This window comes from Paenibacillus sp. LS1, assembly GCF_026013365.1.
GTDB lineage: Bacteria > Bacillota > Bacilli > Paenibacillales > Paenibacillaceae > Paenibacillus.
Genome location: NZ_JAPDOE010000008.1, coordinates 169216 through 188816, shown reverse-complemented (window position 1 = coordinate 188816; position 19601 = coordinate 169216). Strand labels below are relative to the sequence as shown.

The 19601-nt window shown below is 46.5% G+C and carries 13 protein-coding genes; 4 read left to right on the top strand and 9 right to left on the bottom strand.

Features of this window, described 5'->3' with window-relative positions; all coding sequences use genetic code 11:
- Positions 1-828: 828 nt before the first annotated feature.
- Entirely contained in the window at positions 829-3540 is a 2712-nt protein-coding gene (locus OM416_RS31840; RefSeq protein WP_319951929.1) for an S-layer homology domain-containing protein, read from the bottom strand.
- A gap of 363 nt (positions 3541-3903) precedes the next feature.
- On the opposite strand from OM416_RS31840, the gene OM416_RS23760 reads away from it, so the two are divergent.
- Positions 3904-6225, top strand: coding sequence for an AraC family transcriptional regulator (locus tag OM416_RS23760; RefSeq protein WP_264933638.1), 2322 nt, complete (start codon positions 3904-3906; stop codon positions 6223-6225).
- Between the two features lie 34 nt (positions 6226-6259).
- The gene (locus OM416_RS23755) at positions 6260-7900 is read left to right on the top strand and encodes an extracellular solute-binding protein (protein WP_264933636.1); all 1641 of its coding nucleotides are present in this window, start codon (positions 6260-6262) and stop codon (positions 7898-7900) included.
- Between the two features lie 101 nt (positions 7901-8001).
- Here OM416_RS23755 and OM416_RS23750 read toward each other — a convergent pair whose 3' ends face one another.
- The 7 genes from OM416_RS23750 to OM416_RS23720 all read right to left on the bottom strand — a co-directional run bounded on the left by OM416_RS23750 (position 8002) and on the right by OM416_RS23720 (position 16698).
- Positions 8002-8241: a YezD family protein gene (locus OM416_RS23750; RefSeq protein WP_036607453.1), complete on the bottom strand. Its 240-nt coding sequence runs from the start codon at positions 8239-8241 to the stop codon at positions 8002-8004.
- A gap of 156 nt (positions 8242-8397) precedes the next feature.
- Positions 8398-9273 (bottom strand): sulfate ABC transporter permease subunit CysW, encoded by an 876-nt coding sequence (gene cysW / locus OM416_RS23745; RefSeq protein WP_264933631.1) that lies wholly within the window; start codon positions 9271-9273, stop codon positions 8398-8400.
- A 67-nt stretch (positions 9274-9340) separates the two neighbouring features.
- Complete coding sequence (gene cysT / locus OM416_RS23740; RefSeq protein ID WP_264933629.1) at positions 9341-10177, bottom strand: sulfate ABC transporter permease subunit CysT; 837 nt, start codon at positions 10175-10177, stop codon at positions 9341-9343.
- Between the two features lie 87 nt (positions 10178-10264).
- Complete coding sequence (locus OM416_RS23735) at positions 10265-11344, bottom strand: sulfate ABC transporter substrate-binding protein (protein ID WP_264933627.1); 1080 nt, start codon at positions 11342-11344, stop codon at positions 10265-10267.
- Positions 11345-11828: 484 nt separating this feature from the next.
- Positions 11829-13706 carry a rhamnogalacturonan lyase gene (locus OM416_RS23730; RefSeq protein WP_319951928.1) on the bottom strand — a complete coding sequence of 626 codons (1878 nt, stop codon included), beginning with the start codon at positions 13704-13706 and terminating at the stop codon, positions 11829-11831.
- 305 nt (positions 13707-14011) lie between these two features.
- Entirely contained in the window at positions 14012-15406 is a 1395-nt protein-coding gene (locus tag OM416_RS23725; protein ID WP_264933626.1) for a helix-turn-helix domain-containing protein, read from the bottom strand.
- Positions 15407-15642: 236 nt separating this feature from the next.
- Positions 15643-16698: a lactonase family protein gene (locus tag OM416_RS23720; protein ID WP_264933624.1), complete on the bottom strand. Its 1056-nt coding sequence runs from the start codon at positions 16696-16698 to the stop codon at positions 15643-15645.
- A 234-nt stretch (positions 16699-16932) separates the two neighbouring features.
- On the opposite strand from OM416_RS23720, the gene OM416_RS23715 reads away from it, so the two are divergent.
- Both OM416_RS23715 and OM416_RS23710 read left to right on the top strand, forming a co-directional pair.
- A complete protein-coding gene (locus OM416_RS23715; RefSeq protein WP_264933622.1) occupies positions 16933-17793 on the top strand; it encodes an AraC family transcriptional regulator in 861 nt (286 codons plus the stop codon).
- A gap of 158 nt (positions 17794-17951) precedes the next feature.
- On the top strand, positions 17952-18635 hold the full coding sequence (locus OM416_RS23710) for an S-layer homology domain-containing protein (RefSeq protein ID WP_264933620.1): 684 nt from the start codon (positions 17952-17954) through the stop codon (positions 18633-18635).
- A 155-nt stretch (positions 18636-18790) separates the two neighbouring features.
- Here the strand turns inward: OM416_RS23710 and OM416_RS23705 are convergent, their stop codons facing one another.
- Positions 18791-19417 carry a nitroreductase family protein gene (locus OM416_RS23705; RefSeq protein WP_169480937.1) on the bottom strand — a complete coding sequence of 209 codons (627 nt, stop codon included), beginning with the start codon at positions 19415-19417 and terminating at the stop codon, positions 18791-18793.
- Positions 19418-19601 lie beyond the last annotated feature (184 nt).

Genomic DNA, 19601 nt, shown 5'->3' with positions numbered 1-19601 from the left:
TTCACCATCTAGGTCGTATCTCCTTACTCGGCATGCTGTACGATGATGGATGTCAGCGTCCAAAAAGTATCGAGATACCGTCTGGCTGATCCTGGTGAATAGCCAGACGATTTTCTAAGGAACTCAGGACGTCTTATATGGCCTCTCCGTCCTCTTTCAAAATTGTAAAGAACATCAGACACGTTATTTCCCAAAATCCCCCGAAAAAAACGCTATAAAACGCCGTACATTCCGATATAGGGTGTTTCAGATTCCTTAGATTTCTACAGACGCTTCAAATCCTAGAATAAGGTGCCTCAGATTCGTTAGCGCTCACTCCATGCTCACGCTCTGTTCCAAGCACGAGCGAGCGGAACACCTTCGGGTCCCTCCCATACGAAAAGAAAATTTTCATTGGTAGAGGAAATAGGAAAACCGCTTTTGCGACGTCCTAATTGCTTGCTCTTACATTCAGTATTTAGCGCTTGCCTACTCCGGACACGTACAGATACGTTGGATATAGGACATGTTGAATACATGTCCTATATCCAACGTATCTGTACGCGAAAAGGGCTGAAACTACAATGTAGTTTCAGCCCTTTTCTATAATCTTTTCTTGCGAAGAATTACACGATATAAAAGAACTTATTAAATTACACAAGAAACGGAGAGGGCAGAAATAACGTGAAGAATCGAAGCGTTTGCCTTTATCCCCAGATTTCCCCTTTGAAGAAGGGAATCAAAAAAATCTGGGGATAACAGTGATCGGAAGGTTATTCTGTCATCGAAGTGGCATGTGTAACATTCTTTAGTTCACTTTACACTTTATATCAAGCATAATTACTTCACTTATTTCGCTACAACATGTGCAATGACACGGCCGTTTTCGTACGTGACAGTCACGTCATAACCATCTGCCGTTACACTGTCAAATTCACCTGTAATTCCATTTGCCGTGATTAACGTAATATCTTTGGAACCTTCGATCTTATAGTTGGACAAGTCCAGTTTGAGACTTCCTCCATCAATATAGAGTTTTCTGCCGACATTGAGCTGACTGTTGTTGTCAGTCACTACCAATTCCAACGTACCGTTATCCATGGTCAAGTTTCTATTCAAGTTGAGTGATCCGTCGACATCAACGACTACTGTTCCATTTTCTACATACAGATCACCTGTACCAAAAGCAGTTGCTGATTCGGCTACTAGTGTTCCTGCTTGTAGCAATGTTCCGCCTGTGTAGCTATTTTTTCCTGTCAGTGTAAGTGTTCCTGTTCCCTTTTTCGTAAGCATTCCACTACCGGTTATATCATTTCTCCACCAGTCTTCTGCATTGAAGCGCCCTTTGGAAGAGTCCATATCTACAGTTACATTATTTAAGAATGCGCCGTAGCCATCCGCTGCGGATACCAGATCCAATCTACCCCAACCTTTGGATTCGTCCAGGACAGGATAACCGGAATCAATGGATGTTGTATACAATACTGCTCTGCGTTGCTCATCTGTTAGATACGGTTGACGCGTTTTCAACAGAGCTTCCGCTCCTTGTGGTACAACAGGGGCCAAACCTTTAGTTCCTGTTTGTGGCAGACCGGAAGTCATCTTTTCTCTATAGAAAGCTTTATTGGCGTCGTGATCTTCCCATTTGTTTTCATCGTATGCACTCTTGAAATTATAATCCTCTGTTACGGTGTGTGCATATTCATACAAACTCATATTTTTTTCCTTGGCTTCTGCTCCAAATACCTCTCCTGCATTTTCATATGCCTTCTGCATCATATCTTGGTTCTCTTCTTTATTAAATGCGTAGGCAGTCATTGCTGTTGCTTGAATTCTTGCCCCTATTACATCAAGTGGTGAATGCATCCCTGTTACAATTCGATTCTCACCCATCTGTGCTGCTCTTGTTAAAAATTCAGAGAAACGTTCTGGCGTAGCGTAGGCAAACGGAAGTACGGATAAGTACGATGCACTTGTATGACCGCTTGGAAATCCACCATCTTTTCCTCTTCCATCCTCAGCAATTCGTTTGACATAGCTTAATGCAGGGATAAGCACAACGTTCGTTTCATATTGCTGGTAATGTTTTTCTCCTGTTGATTTCTTCCCACCTGAAGGGAGTGGTACTTCTGTCCCTTCACCTTCACCTATTGTTTCCCATACGGGTAATCCTTTGCTATCGACGACCTCTTTCACTTCTCCGTTTGAATTCATTCTCCACGGTCTAGGAGTAGAGTAGAAGTATTTCGCAGGGTTTGATGAGGCAGGGATTTTGAATCGCACCAGATCAACTAAAGCGACCATATCTGCAAGCTCCGTATCCGCCCAATCACTTCCGATACCTTGGCTTTCATCTTCCACCGTTTCTTCTTTCAACAAAACATTCATCTCATCCACACTTCGTTCAACACTTGTCTTTGGCTTGATAACATCTACATACGTATTAGCCAGAGGCCCGAAAGCTTCCATCATACTATAGATCTTATCTCTTTGGTCATCATAATAAGCTGCCAAAGTCTCTTCAGCCGTGCGATTTTGCGTGGCATCTTCTACATACTTGATGTTAGCTTCCCACGCCGCTTTATTTCGGATCTCTGCATTCGCAAATGTCTTCTGATCAGCGACAGCTACGGTTGGATCGTTTTTAAAACCGTCATAGTATAAGGTCGGTCCATCTCCATACTTTGCATTCTTGCCGTCAGCACCAAGTTTGGTTGCCGCTGTTCCATCTCTCCAATCCGCTTGGTTCAAGGACCATACTTGATCAAAACCGTCCAAAATATCAATAAACGGATTGGTTTCCGCAATATTTTTCAAGGTGCCGTCATCCGCATTGCCTCCATGCTCCACGGCGGACAAACGAGCTTCATCTGCTGGGGGATTAACGTTCAGTACGGTTGCCGTTCCTTTGGGCTTAGCTGGTTTGGCAGCTGTAGTAGCATCTGTTTCCACAGCCTTAACGAGCGCAGACACTGCTTCTGCACGAGTGATGGAATTAAGCGGTTTGAAGCTTCCATCTGCATATCCAGCGATAATTTTCGCTGCTGCCGCTCCACCTACAGCTCCTTTGCTCCACGCCGCAATAGATGACGAATCGCTAAAGACATTCGCTGCTGTTTCATTCAACTCCAGATTCAAAATGCCAGCGATCACTTTAGCTGCTTCCTGACGTGTGATCGGATCTTGCGGCTTCATTGTGCCATCGGTGTATCCATCTATATATCCATTCGCATTTGCAATAGAAATTGCTTCGTAATACCATGCACTCTCAGACACATCGTTAAAGGTAATTTTAGCCTGTCCGGAATATCCAAATGCACCGTTTACCAAATTCATAAATTCTGCTCTGGTAATATACGTGTTCGGTTTAAATGAACGATCCAGGTAGCCTCGAATTAATCCTTCATCACCCCATGCTTGAATATTTGCTTCCGCCCAGTGTCCCTTAATATCAGAGAACTGAATCTTCTGATCGGCTGCAAAACTCTTCTCTGCAAACGTCGGACCTACCATAGACAACATTAGAAGTAGTGCCAGTGACTTTTTAAGTGGTTTTCTCATGGCTTGCAAATACACGCTCCCATTATAGTAAATTAATTTTTTTGCTTCTGCGTCAGCAAATGAGTAAGAAAGTCTCTATCCAGATGTCTGATCTGCCGTTACTGTAGCATTAGGGGAGTTTGGTATCTATAGAACAAATTCCGCTTTATATCAAAATCGTACGTTCCGGAGCTTTTATGCCAAGAAAAATGGAGGGGATACTATATTTATCAATTATATTACCTACTTTTGTAAACGCTTTATTAACTGAAGGTAAATTATTGAGTGGGAGTTTGTTAAATTTCGATCAACATGATTTCTCATCCTCGGCCTACTATATAATGATGAAGTTGTTTAGAAACGAGAAATGAAGGGGGAAAAAGAATGCGTAAGCCATTTCAGTCTGTGAGATCCAAAATGGTTCTTTCCTACCTCGCTGTCGTTCTTGTCATTGCGCTTCTTTTCGGCTCCATTTTCTATCTCTTCTTCTCCCATCAATACAGCAAAGAGATCCGTATCAATAATCAACTGTCGCTGAAAAGCACGGTCAATACTATTGAGAGCTCCGTTATCCAGAAGGTGAATCAGGTCTATCTGTCCCTGGCACTGGGCAACGCTGCAAGTATCAATTTAGATAGCCTAAAAGGAAACCATAGTAAAATCCTGGACATCGAACAGTCCCTCAAAAATATGGTGCAAAATTATTCCGATCTCATTGAAGCTATTCATGTGTACGATGCGAAGAACCACTTTATCGTTTCATCTGTATATGGGCTGATGCTCTATGAGGACACGCCTTCGAGTGTGGATCATACGACGGATTGGATTGCTGCGATGAAAGAAACCGAAGAAAGCTCCTTATGGATGCAGACTCGCATGGTTCCTCAGGATGCTTATATCGAATCACGGGAACAGAGCAACATGAGTCCTTTAATTTCCTATGTCCACAGTTACCCGTTTCAATCGTCTGGACAAGACAATAAGGCCATAATTTCGATTGATATCAAAGAATCAGCGATCAGTCAGATCATTAAAAATATGCTCCCTGCTGACTATGCGAATACATTAATCATAGATCAGGACGGAACTGTCATTTCTGCCGTGGACAAAACGTTGATAGGCACCTCCACAGAGGAAAATCTGACGCAGGCGCTCCTTTCCTATCCTTCTTCAGATGAGAGCTTTACGCCTGTATTTAACCATGACTCGCAAGTCGTTACCCAAGATCAGTTTAAAGGAAATGCATGGCGGATTTACACGACCACACCTAATGAAAGCTTCTATTACAAATTGGATAGCTTGAAGGAAGTTTCGGTTCTTCTTGGTTTGTTGGCTGTTGCGGTTGGGATCGTGATGTCGTCCATCTTTACCAGGGCCAACTATAGTCCCCTTAAGCGAATCCTGAATAACATCAAGAGCCGGATGGATAGCCCAACCAGCTTAAAGCAGGACGAATACCGGTTCATCGACACAACGTTTAACAGTCTGTCCAATAAAGTTGATAGTCTTGAAGAAACCTTGCAGGCCAATCACAAAATGATTAAGCATAGTATCATGCTTAATATGTTAAATAACCGATTTACACCCGAGGAACTTACGGAGCAGCTGCAGTCGGTTCATATTTCGATGGCTTACTCCCGCTTCCGTTGCATCGTCATTGACCCGGTCAATGAGAAGTGGAAGGATCTGCAGCCACGACAGTTGCAGCATACGTTGTACACGATGATCCAGCAACTAGAGATCGTAGAAATGGATGGAACTCAACTGCTGGCAGAGGAATTACAGGATCACAAAATCGCGGTCATTATCTGTACCAATCAACCCGAGGAACCTCTCTCTGATCACATCGTAGACTTTATTCACGCTGAGGCTAAGAGCAGATTCGGTCTGAAATTTGTACTATCACTGGGCGGATGGGTAGAGCATTTCACGAAGATCCACACAAGTTATCATCAGGCGAATGCCTTGATTCGATACAGCTACTTCTTTCCCGAGCAGTCTGCCATCCAGGATCTTAATCTTCTGAACAGGGAAACCAGCAGCTTGGAGATTCCGGACTCATACCTCATAAACTTTGAGAAGAAATTGCAGACTCGGGATGTGCAAGGTACGGTTCAGGCCATTCAGGAAGTGGTCTCGACAATAAAGGAAGGTCCCTATTCAGCCGAATACAGCCGTATCATATTATTAAAAACGGTATCTATTTACGCTGAATGTATCCAGCAGGTGCGCCTGCAACCCGCCGACGCAAGCTCGATGAATCTGTACAAGCAATTTTCATTGTTCTACGATATCAACCGTTATTCGGAGTGGATGATTCATCTCGTGACCGAATTTGTGATGCATATGGAGAAGCGAAGCGAGGTACGGAGTGTGGATACCATCTCGGCTGTCAAAGCCTATGTTCATGAGCATCTTTCGGGCGATCTCACGCTGGATCATGTCTCAGAACAAGTATTCATCAGCCCTAAATATCTAAGTAAACTTTTCAAGGAAGAAACCGGGATTGTTTATTCCGAATATGTTACGAATCAGAGAATGGAACGCGCACGGGAACTCATGACACAACGCGAAATTACGGTTGAGCAGGTCGCAAATACGGTCGGTTACCGTACCCCCGCTTATTTCATTAAAAAGTTCAAAGAAATTCACGGCTGTACACCAAAAAACTTCATGCGCAGTCTAATGGAACAGGGGTCTATATAGGTTCGGTTCAATTTAAATCAGGAAAGGAGCTGCTATGAACATCAACCTTTCAAGAGCGCTATGTCTACTGTTTGCTACATCTATTCTTATAGGATTGATGAGCGGATGTACCGTTCTAAACAGAGAAACAGCACAAGTGCAGCAGCAAGGCCATTTGGCAAGCGCTGAGAAGGATACAGCACCGCAGTATACGATATCCTGGACCATGCATCAAAATGTTGCTGTTCCTGAGGACGCGGAGATGATTGCATATATAGAGGATCGGTTTGATGTCGATCTGGAGGTATGGAACCTTGAGAACAAGCGGTACGAGGAACTGCTGGATATGGAGCTGGCTCAAGGGAAAATACCGGATCTTTTCCGGATCAGGCAGCCGCATGATCTGCTTAAGTATCAAATGCAAGGGGTCTTAGCGGAAATTTCCCCAGAGGTCCTTGAACAATATGCACCAAATATTGTACAGCGAATTCGCGATTATGACTCACGTTACCTGGAGTATGGAAAAATAAACGGCAGCTTATATGGAATACCGGCCATCAATGAGACCAACATCTATCGAACTCCTGTCGTATATCGAGAGGACTGGCTTAAGCGGCTTGGTCTAGACGTACCGAAGACATTAGAGGAATTTGAAACGGTCATGTATGCCTTTGCCAAAGGTGATCCCGACGGAAATGGGAAACAGGATACGTATGGTCTATCCAGAGAGGGCTTAAATGTTGTGTTTGGCGCTTTTGGACAGTCGGTTTTCACCGAGCAGCTATATTTTAATGAAAAAAACAACCAACTCGTGATCGGCGCTTTGCAGCCTGAGATGAAAAAAGCCCTGACTTATATGCATAAGTGGTACCGGGACGGGATTATCGACCCTGAATTTATAACGGGGGAGAATAAAGGCGGCTATAAGCATCTATCCCATGCTTTTATCAATGGAAAAATTGGGATGACCTCGATGGGCAACTACTATCATTGGAATCAAAAGGGAGATTACAGTGTTCTCAATGAAAATGGCGAGGAAACACCGGTGGAACCCTCGTTTAATGTCAATGAGCTACTACAGAAGAATGCAACTGCAGAGGTTGTATTCGGTTCTCCTGTTATTGGTCCGGATGGACAAAGCGGTTCCAAAGGGAACAATCTGCTGATGAATTTTATTGCTATAGGTGCTGAGGCTGCAAAAGAGCCGGGAAAACTGGAGAAAATTTTGGAGATACTCGATTATGTAAGTGCCAACCCCGATCCGGTGGAGCAGATCAAAATGGAGTATGGCCTTCCAGGAAAGCACTGGGATTGGAGCGCTGAAGATTCAAAATCGTTCCACTTGCTTCGCCCATACAACCGAATGGAAAATTACACCAATATGATCGGTTCAAGTATCGGCATGACAGTTCCAGGTACAACAACGGATAAACGTGAACAGTGGGCTGCATCTGCAGGGCTGACGGAGAATGGTATCTATAATCGCCTGGAGGTTGCAACCCCTGCCCTGATTCAATATTCATCTGAGCTGATTCGCATGAGAGACAGAGCGTACATCTCCATCATCACTGGCGATCAGCCTGTGGGGTATTTCGATATCTTTGTGGAAGAATTCATGGATGCAGGTGGGCAGCAGGTGCTGCTTGAAGCGAATCATTGGTACAACGAGCATAAGGAGACAAGTCGCGCGCAATAGGTGGGACGATATGGAACATACATTTCCCATGAGTTTCTGGAAAGTATACGTGTGTGTGTTCCTATGCACCCATCCTCGCTTTCCTCACGCCACGTCACTCTCTATCCCTTCGCACTCGCATTCGATCCGCGTAGTGAACGGGCTGAACTGCTTCGTGCCGTGCTTCCGGATTTGGAGGCGCTGCCTGAGGGTGTGTTCTCAAAACGCTTGCGTTCGGTCCGCTCCATCTGCACAATCTGACCTTCGTGCACCACGATGTGCAAAGAACCAAACTCCATGTCATTCAGCTGTCCGGCAATTCGGTCCAACCATACCTCATCCACTTTTAACGGCTTAGCCATAGAGCCGCCTCCTCTTCTCGGGCTACTGCCCGCCATATTCCTAAGTGCGCTGTCATCCAACGGATATATAAATCATTCTTATCCAACCTATATACTTGGTTTATACATTAGCAGGGCTTCCAGTAGCTGTCAATCTGTATTTTCTTCTTCTCATCATCACTTTTCTGAAACGGCTTTGTGTCCAAGCCAGCTCTTGAGCAGCAACGTGGCGAGAGCCAGAATCAGGAGCAGGGAAGCTACGGCAAATGAAGCTGAGAATTGATATTCGTTATACAAAATCTCGACATGTAGCGGAAGCGTATTGGTCTCCCCGCGGATGTGTCCGGAGACCACAGATACCGCTCCGAACTCACCCATAGCACGGGCATTACAAAGAATAATACCGTACAACAGTCCCCATTTGATATTGGGCAGAGTTACATTCCAGAAGATTCGCCACCCGGAAGCACCCAGCGTAACCGCCGCTTCCTCTTCCCGGGTTCCCTGGTCCTCCATCAGCGGAATCAGTTCTCTCGCTACGAAAGGGAAGGTAATAAACAACGTTGCAATAACAATGCCTGGCAGCGCAAAAATGATTTTGATATCATGTTCGGACAGCCACGGCCCAAACCATCCATTGGAACCAAAGACCAATACAAAGATCAACCCGCCCACCACAGGCGAGATTGAAAAGGGAAGATCTATCAGGGTGATCATGAGTCCCTTGCCCTTGAACTGGAACTTGGTAATGACCCAGGCAGCGACCACACCAAATATCGTATTCAGCGGCACGGTAATTGCCGCAACCAATAACGTGAGTTTCAGTGCAGACATGGCATCCGGCTCGGTAAGAGCCGCGATGTACACACCCCAGCCCTGCTTCAACGCCTCCATGAGCACAATGACCAGTGGCAAAATAAGCAGCCATATGAGTACCAGGCTCGCCAGTCCAATCAACAACCATTTGACCCATGGAGCTTCCGTTGTTGCACGGTTAGTTCCACGGCCAGTCTTCACAGGTGGAACAGGGCTCAGTGGAACGGAACCCGCCATACGCTGCACCTCCTTTGGTTTGGGTGAGTGACATCTGTTCGTATCCTTATTGCATCATGCTTCATGGTCATGCTCTGCCCGCCTTCCGGCTCCAACGTTGCAGGGAATTAATGATTAGCAGCAGGATGAAAGAGACCAGTAGCAGTAGCAACGCTACAGCTGTAGCTCCTGCATAATCGAACTGCTCCAGCTTGGCCATGATCAGCAAGGGAGCAATCTCCGTTTTCATCGGCATATTGCCTGAGATAAATACAACGGAGCCATACTCACCGATGCCCCGAGCAAAGGCCAGAGCAAAGCCCGTCAGCAGTGGTGGAATCAGATCCGGCAGCAGAATCGTACGGAATATCCGCCATCTTCCTGCCCCTAGTGTGGCAGCCGCCTCTTCCACCTCTGCCTCCAACTCCTCCAACACCGGTTGCACCGTACGAACCACGAACGGAATGCCGATAAACATCAGCGCCAGCGTAATCCCGGCCTGTGAATAGGCCAGCTTAATACCCAAAGGCTCTACAAACTGTCCAATCCAGCCATTGCCGGCATAGATCGCCGTAAGGGCAACCCCTGCTACCGCAGTTGGCAAGGCAAAAGGCAAATCAATGACCGCATCAAACAGCCTTTTACCAGGAAACTCATAACGAACAAGCACCCATGCCAGGAGTAACCCCAGCACGAGATCAATCAGGGCCGCTGCACCTGCGGTCAGAAAGCTGACCTGGAAGGAAGCCAGCACCCTGGGATTGGTCGCAACCTCAATCATGGTTGCCCACGTCAGCCCTGTCGAGTTAAACAACAGCGCTGCCAATGGAATAAGTACAACCAGGCTCAGGTAGAACACACTGTAACCCATCGTTAATCCGAATCCGGGCAATGTGCGTCTCCGCGCCAACATTACCTTGCTCATGCACGTTCATCCTCTCTGCCTTCAGCCGGTAAGGCTGGTTGGCCGCTCACAGCGCGATTGATCTGGTGTTCATTGAACAGAGCAACCTTAGCTGCCTGGAACATAGATCTGGTCGAAGATACCACCGTCATTGAAATGTTTGGCCTGAGTATCCCGCCATGTGCCGAATACATCTTTCAACGTGAACAGTTCAAGCGCCGGGAACTGATCTTTGAATTTTTCCTCCACGCTGTCCAGCGTTGGGCGGTAATAATTTTCAGCAGCAATCGTCTGTCCTTCTTCACTGTACAAATATTTCAGATAGGCATCCGCTACATCGCGGCTTCCTTTTTTGTCTGCATTTTTGTCCACAATTGCAACGGGCGGTTCAGCCAAGATACTAACCGAAGGCACGACAATATCGAATTTGTCCGGACCCAGCTCTTTTACCGATAAGAAAGCTTCATTCTCCCAGGCAAGCAGCACATCACCAATACCACGTTCAACAAACGTCGTCGTAGATCCGCGAGCACCCGAATCCAGCACAGGCGCATGCTTGAACAATTCACCCACGAATTCCTTCGCCTTCTCTTCATCATTGTTGTTATGCTTCAGTGCATATCCCCATGCCGCCAAATAGTTCCAACGTGCCCCGCCGGACGTTTTAGGATTTGGTGTGATGACTTGCGTATCCCCTTTGATCAGATCATCCCAGTCCTTGATGCCCTTTGGATTGCCTTTACGTACAAGGAATACAATCGTAGAGGTATACGGAGAGCTGTTATGCTCGTATTTATCCTGCCAGCCTTCGTTAATCAGACCTTTATCTTCAATCGCATCAATATCGTATCCCAATGCCAGTGTCACCACGTCGGCATCCAGTCCGTCAATAACAGAACGGCTCTGTTTGCCCGATCCCCCGTGGGATTGCTTGATGGTCACTTCCTGGCCTTTCTCTTTCAACCAATGCGCCGCAAACGCTTTGTTATATTGCTCATAGAGTTCCCGCGTTGGATCATAGGAAACATTCAGCAGCTCGATGGCCTTGGCCCCTTCTGTACCGCCTTCTGCTCCCCCTGATGTTCCGGTCGCACTGGACCCGCCGCTATCCGATCCGCATGCTGCCAGTACCCCTGTTAACACCAGTGCCAGACCAACCAAAATACCCTTGTGAATTCTCTTTTTCATGAATAACACTCCCCCGATATAGATCTGCATGACTACCTCAGGCCGGCTGAACAGGATGGAACGCCCCGTAAAAAATAAGAAGACGGAGGAACCCCCGCGCACTTCTCCCTCATAAAGTCATGCCAGCCCCTGGGCTGTGTATGCTTCATACGGAAATGATGCGCTGCGGTGTTCCTCCGTCTATACGGTGAGAACGTTATTCTGTTCAGGTTGCATGGTTGCATCTGTCTGTAAAATGACCGTTTTCACGATGAAAACAGATTCATTTTTATTATTCCTACCTGTTTAGTAAGTTATATACGTATAATAAAGGCAGTCTATATACCTGTCAAACGTTTTTTCCGATTTTTACCGGATTTCTGCGCTATTGGCAAAAAAAAGAGGAACAACGAACCATCGTCCGTTGTTCCCTTCAGCGAATCCTACACTTCGCTGTCTATTGTAAACATGAACGGAATTTGGACGGCCACACCTTGTCCATTCCTCATCTGCCCGCATACCGGATATTGGGTACCGGCGGTGTGCTCATGCCTTCCCCCAGATAAAAGCCAGTGTGCGGCGGTTGATTGTAGGCTACATTTTGCCAAGCGACGCCAAGACGGTACACCGGATCATGCATCAGCGTATAGATGCGTTTGTCCGTCACTGCTGTTGTGGTGTAGATCCGCAGCGCCGAACTGTCATTCGTCCGCCACACGACTTCCTCTCTCCAGTCCCCAAACAGATCGGCCTGGAGATTCGGCGTAGACTTGGTTCCGTTATTGGAAGAAACGCCGGATGCAGTAAGCAGGTTCACCGTTGTGCTATTGGCATAATTCCACTTGTCGATTCGGTTGCTGTCCAAAAGTTCACGGAGTAAATCACCATCCCACCAGATCCCAAAATTCGTGGAGGAAGGTAGGGTTGTCCCAAGCTTCTGCCCTTTGGCTGTGTACAGACTGCCGTCTGCCCACACTTCGGTGCCTTTATATCTTGGATCAATATCTGCCGCCATGCCGCGTCCAATATCCTTCGTTGTTTTGACACCCCAGATTAACTGGCCTGTACCTGCATCCCGAAACTCCACTCCCGCATTGGATGGCGTCTCATGAACCTGAAACACCTCAAGTCCAGGACGGTCCGGGTCCAGGTCACTCAGATGCATGGCATCGCCATGATGAAGTCCTGTCGTGTACAATCCTTTGCCGTTATCATCCACCGCCATGGCGCCATAGATGATCTCATCCTTCCCGTCCCCATCCACGTCCGCCACGCTCAGATTATGATTGCCCTGCCCGGCATAACCCGAGTTACCGGAGGTATTGGAATCAAACGTCCATTGTTTGGTCAGCTGTCCATTTCGCCAGTTATAAGCCACGAGCACTGTGCGGGTGTAGTACCCACGCGCCATGACCAGACTTGGACGCTCCCCATCGAGATAAGCAATGGCGGCAAGGAATCGGTCCACCCGGTTGCCGTAGTTATCTCCCCAGTCGGACACATTGCCACGCGCTGGTTCATAGTTCACCGTGGAGAGCGCTTTGCCAGTCTGCCCATTGAAAACTGTCAGGAATTCGGGGCCAGACAATACATAACCGCTGGAATTGCGGTAATCCTTGCTTGCATCCCCGATGACCACGCCAGTACCATCCTTGGTACCATCGGCTGTTTTCATCGCAATTTCGGCTTTGCCGTCACCGTCGAGATCGTACACCATGAACTGGGTGTAGTGAGCACCTGCACGGATATTTTTGCCCAGACTAATCCGCCAGAGGCGTGTTCCATTTAATTTGTAGGCATCGATAAACACTTCTCCGGTATAACCACTCTGGGAGTTATCCTTGGAGTTGGAGGGGTCCCACTTCACAATCAATTCATACTCACCATCACCATCCAGGTCACCTGCACTGGCGTCATTAGCACTGTAGGTGTAGGCTACTCCATCGGGCGTTGTCCCACCTGCGGGTACACTGAGCGGTACAGATAGATAGTTATTGCCCCATACGCTTGCTGCCGCTGAAGCAGCCTGCTCCGTTTCACTCACGACAGCGCGAACTGTATATTTGGAACTGCTTGTCCCGCTTGCATCCTGAAGGTTGGTGCTGTTTGTTATGGGCGTAGCGTTCACCTTGGTTCCATCCCGATAGACATTAAACGATACATTCGATCCTTCCGTTCCCAGAAGCCGCCAACTGACAAACACACCTGTCCCGGTCTTCACAGCCACCACACCGCGATCCAGATATTCCATCTGCCTTGCTCCCGCTGCATGTGTTACCTGCGTGTTGCCCAAGCCAAGCGAAGTGACCAGTAACGCGGAACTCAGCAGCGATACTCCGGCTGTACGTAATGTGCGCTTCCACAATGATGATCGATTTCCCATAAACAATTGCCTCCCCAATTGTATTGGTAAGCCCGATGCCCTTGTAGCGCCATCTTATATGTAAGCGCTTTAATATATTCATTTTAAATTAAACATATAATTCCATCTATAGGTCTAATTTAGTAATTAACAGAAAAATATGATGTAGATTATATATTCTATATAAAAAAACAGCACTCTCAATTAATTTGAGAATGCTGTTTAAACCCCTTGAATACACGATTTTCATTTACTACTACAATCAGCCGCCACCCGCTCCATGTCCCATCAAAGTATAGATTATAGGGTTCATCACGATTAAAACACTACACAGAATCAACAAAAGCGACACTTTTTTCTGCATTGATCCGCTGCACCTCGCTTGATAATAATTTGAATTTTTGTTTTGCAACTGAATCGGCCCGATCCCTGTATTGCTCAAACAGGGTCATGCACGTAATAATATTCCTATCACTATTTATTTTAACTGAAAAATGCAAACCTTCCAAAATTAGATTAATTGCATCATGACGATGTTTTGTAAGACTATATACTCCTAAATCACTTAAAAACTGTGCGTAAGTCTCACCCATAATTGAATGATTGTACTCCCCAAATTCAGTCTTGTATGTGCGTAAGGGGATATAGTCAGAGAAACGATCTAAAATGTGATCAATGTTTACGCCAAATTTATTTGCAGCTTGTACTATATATCGAAGGGCCATGAAGATTTCGTCTTTACGTCCCTCAATATAGTCTGCATAATCGGGAATGACTTCAACTTCGCCAGACATTAAACGATAGAGATACGTATTAGCCACAGCCCACTCTTCAAACTGCTTCAATATACGACGGGATTCTTCATCGTCCTCTTTCACCCATCTTTGTCCGTCAGCATATAACTTCACAAAGTCGAGTGCTCGGACATAGTCCCTGTGCTCCTCATATACTGTGGATTGGATCAACCAGGAGTACAATATATAAAAGTACAGTGGTCGCTCTGTCCGTTTCATCTCCTGATTCTTACGTTTACGGTTGTTACTTGCCTCATACTGTATCTGGGCTAAGAGCAGCATTTTGTGAGAAAGCTCACTAACCTTGATCCATTTATGAACTGCCATAAACACATGAATCAAATGTTTCAACGCATCCAATTGGTATCCTTCATCCAACCGGTCAACATAGGGCTCGAACAAGATAGCCGTCCTTAGATTTTCCTCCAAGTTTTCTCCTTGTGCAATTAAAAACAACCGATAGTGACACATCGCAAGTCGTTCGGAATGCTGATATTTCTCGACTTCACTCACACTCTTATATAACAATGCCGCCGCAGACCGCTGATTTCGTTCAAATAACTGTTCTGCCATCTCAAATAGTTCTGTCGCATAATCCAGGTCGTCCAATAGCCGATGAAGAATCTGCTCAATGCAGTCCAGCCTATTCAGCTCCGCACTTCGGAGAATAAACGGTCTGATCCGCCGCATGGATACGGAATAAGCGAAACACTCTTCCACATAGTCGGCAAAAAAATGATCTGCTGCCACGCCCATTCCTGATGAGATCGCAATCAATTGACTCACGGATATGGGACGATTCCCATGTAAAATACGACTAATTGTTCCTGTATTCATGCCAGATACTTCCGAGAATCGGGAGAGCGTCATGCTGTTCTTATCAATAAACTGGGTTAATTGCTCCCGAATTGAATTTGCAGGTTCCAAGGAAAGCACCACCCTTCGTGCAACATCCAGATTTTAGGTTTTATCACCATATATTCTGATCATAATGAACGTTCGAACAATGGTCAATAAAAAAATGTGATAATTGCCACTATTTTCAAGTTAATTGTATAAAAAGACTAAAAAAAGCTGTAAAACCATGTGTTTCCTCATGATTTCACAGCTTATAGACCACTTTTCAGATGTAATATTCCATGTTTACTTCACCGTATTACAACTTATACCACAGGCGCAATACATACCGGACGAGGCAGTTCCAGCTTGAACCCGTTATGCGTCAGACGTCCGTCTTCTTCACTGATCTGGAAACTTACGAGGTTATTGCTGTCCTGATTCGCCACCAATAGAATCCCGCCCGGCAAAATATTGAAGTTACGCGGTGTCTGCCCAATGGTGGACGTCCATTCTACCGCTTCCAACTCACCGCTCTCCTGATCAATATGATAGAGCACGATGCTGTCATCTCCCCGATTGGATGCATACAGGAAACGACCACATGGAGATACACGGATGTCCGCAGCCGTACCCTCTCCTTTATGCCCCTCTGGAAGTGTAGAAATGTGCTGCACCGCAGTGAATTCCCCTCTACGCTCATCGTACAGGAATGCCGTAACCGTGTTGTCCAATTCATTGATTACATAAGCCCACTTCGAGTTGGGATGGAACACAAGATGCCTTGGCCCTGCGCCTGGTCGCTGATCCGTCTCACGATGGGTAACCAGACGTCCCTCTTCCAACCGATACACAATGATCTGATCCAGACCGAGGTCACATACGACAGCATACTGTCCAGACGGATCTGGCTGGATGGAGTGCGCATGCGGCCCTTCCTGGCGTTCTTCGTTGATTCCACTTCCCGTGTGCTCCACCCATGCACTCATCTCACCGAGCGTCCCCTGATCGCCTACCGGGAATACATTGACACTGCCACTGCTATAGTTGGATGAGAACACCCACTGACCATCCTTGGAGACAGACACATAACATGGAGAAGCCCCTCTGGTCTGCTTTCGATCCATCAGGTGCAGCTCACTCGTTGCCGCATCTCTGCGATAGACCAGCACTTCTCCCTCTTCCGTCTCACTCGCCACATACAGACAATTCCCATCCGGACATAGCGCCAGATATGAAGGGTTGCTCACGCCCTCCATCTGATTGACGATTCGCATCTCTCCTGTATCCGCATTCAACGCACATAGGAATATTCCTGGTTCATCTGCTGAAGCATACGTGCCTGTATAGAAAAGCGTTTCCTGGTTTGTGACTGTTTCCATATCTAATCTCTCCCTTATCCTATATATTCATTGGTCTGATTCTTCCCACTGGTATGTACTTACCCAATTCACGAGCAACTGCTTCACTTCCTGTAACGTGGCTTTCTAAATCGAGTATAACCCCAGTGAGCGCTCTCATATCTGTCATTGACTCGCTTATCCCCTCTCACCATAATACAAAGTATGAGACCTAACAACAGACCACCCCTACAGCGTAAATCTGACGGATTTCGTATGCAAAAACTCATTGTACTTCCGGACCCGCTGCTGCAAGAAACTGCAGCTTCTCCAGTCACGTCCGGGTTATACGTTACCGATATCGGTTACTTTCACGAAGCAGAACATCATTACCGTGACCGTCCCGATGGTTGTGAATCACACATTCTGATGTACTGTGCCCAAGGCACAGGCTGGTATACGATGGATGGCGGCAAGACATATGATGTCCGCCCGGGAAATCTCGTCATATTGCCTGCACATGTTCCTCATGTGTACGGAGCCAACGCAGCAGAACCATGGAGCATCTTCTGGATTCATCTGCGCGGGCAACACGCTTTATCCTACATAGAACCCTTGTTAGCCCATCATATTACTACCATGCCACCGGCCAAGGCTCAAAAATGGCTAGAGCTTTTTCATGAATGTTACGGCGCGTTAGAGACGGGTTACTCCATGCAGACGATGACATATGCCTCCCAGATTATCAGTTATATGCTTGGTATGCTCGCTTATGGACCGGAGACGACAGGGACAGATGGTGGGGTCGTGAGCAGTAAACGTGCGGCTGAACAATCTGTTCAATATATGCTGGAGCACCTGGAGAACGGAATCACCCTTAAGGAACTGGCAGCACACGCCCGGCTGTCTGTCCCCCATTACTCTCAGTTGTTCAAACAAGCTACCGGGCATTCACCCATCGATTATTTCCTGCGGCTTAAGATCCAGCATTCCTGCCGCTATCTGGATTTTACCGATTGGACCGTCAAGCAGATCAGTTCCGAGCTTGGATTCAAGGACCCGTACTACTTCTCCCGTCTGTTTAGCAAAATGATGGGCCGTTCCCCCACGGATTATCGAAATAAATCCAAAGGTTAGAGGCAGTGCCTTCACAGTGCTTCACTTACCTCTTTCAAAATTGTTGTCGTCCATTCTATTGGGAAATTACAGCAACCTTTTGAACAGAAGGGTCGTCTATAGGGGCAAATAACTTTTATATAAAGGGATCATTCCTGGAAAAGTGAGGCGAATTCGAAATGAAGAAAAATATTCTTGCTACATTAACTGCGGGAGCTCTGCTCACGCTTTCTCTAAGTGCAGTTCCAATCCACGCTGCGCAGGCCCAATTCACGGATATTCAAGGTATTGCAGGAGCAGACAAAATTGAATCTCTCCATCAGGATGGATTCATCAAAGGCGTGAGCGGCAGCTTGTTCAAGCCTGAACTGGAGTTAAATACCTCTCAGGGCATTCAACTGATTGCAGATGGACTGAATCTGAATCTGGACACGATTCGTTTTATCAAACAGCCGTTGCCAAGTGACTACTTCTCTAATGTAAAAGATGGCGTATGGTACAGTGATGCATTTATCCGCGCCCAATTTAATGGAATTCAAATGTCACAGGATATCGATCCATCCAAAGCGCTCACTCGTGAACAATACACGTTGTTCCTGATGCAAGGCATCGAGGCCAAAGGCGATCTGCCGATGATTAAAATCAAACCTGTGGACATTGCCGACGAACAGGAACTTACCCCTGAGTATCAAGGTGCTATTCAACGTTCACTCGTTCTCAAAATTAATGCACTGGATGCCGATGGCAACTTCCATCCCAAACAAACGATTACCCGTGCCGAAGCAGCTGTTATGATGTATAACGCAATCGAGTATCTGGAATCATTCCATGCTCCGCAAATCCCTGAAACACCTGAGAAGTAATCATTCCATGGTGGAATCCGATCTATTGGAGTCCCAATGAATGGCCTTTTCCGCACAAACTCCAATATGCCAAACAGCCGCACCTTCCCTCAACAGGAAAGTGCGGCTGTTTGTATACCTATATCACTGATGCAATCATCAGATGTACTTTTAACTTAGAAAGAACCCTTAACAACAACCTCGGACAATGAGAAACGTCCTGACGGGTGGGCTGGCTGTGCAGCTTTACCTACAGTGATCAACAACGTTGGCACGAAACGTGCAGGAATGTTGAATGTTTCGATCAGTTGTTGTGGATTGTATCCACCGATTGGGCAAGTGTCGTAACCCAGGGAACGTGCAGCAAGCATAATGTTCTGGGAAGCAAAGGATGCGTTACGGATCGCTTCATCGCGAGCTGTTTGCGCGCTTTGGTAAGCACCGTTGATCTGTCCAACCAATGCGTCACGAATCTCAGCAGTCAATGCACCTGCTTCAACAGCTTGATCGTAGATTACCGTGTTACGGTTCGCTTCCAGATCACCAAGAACAGCAATCGTAACTGAACTATCTGTGATTTGACTTTGGCCGTAAGCAACTGGCAACAATTTCGCTTTGTCTGCTTCGGATTCAATCACGAGGAATCTCCAGTGTTGCAGGTTCCATGAAGATGGTGCTTCAGAAGCCGCTGTCAAGATCGCATTCAGATCAGCTTCAGGCAATACAAAACCTTTTTCGTACTTTTTGACAGCATGGCGTTCGCTAATGACGCGAAGTGTTTCATTTTTTTCAATGCCTGACATGTGTTCCACTCCCCAAACTCTTTTTTTGTTTGTTCTTCTTTTACGTTCGCAAGGCAATCTTGAAGTTAACTCCACCAAGTACTTACCTTCCGAAAATAACATCAGCGCAGACGATCTCTCCCCATCTGTGTTCACGTTATGCCCGGAATCGCCTGGAACCATCAATTGATCTTTCACCGGAGCA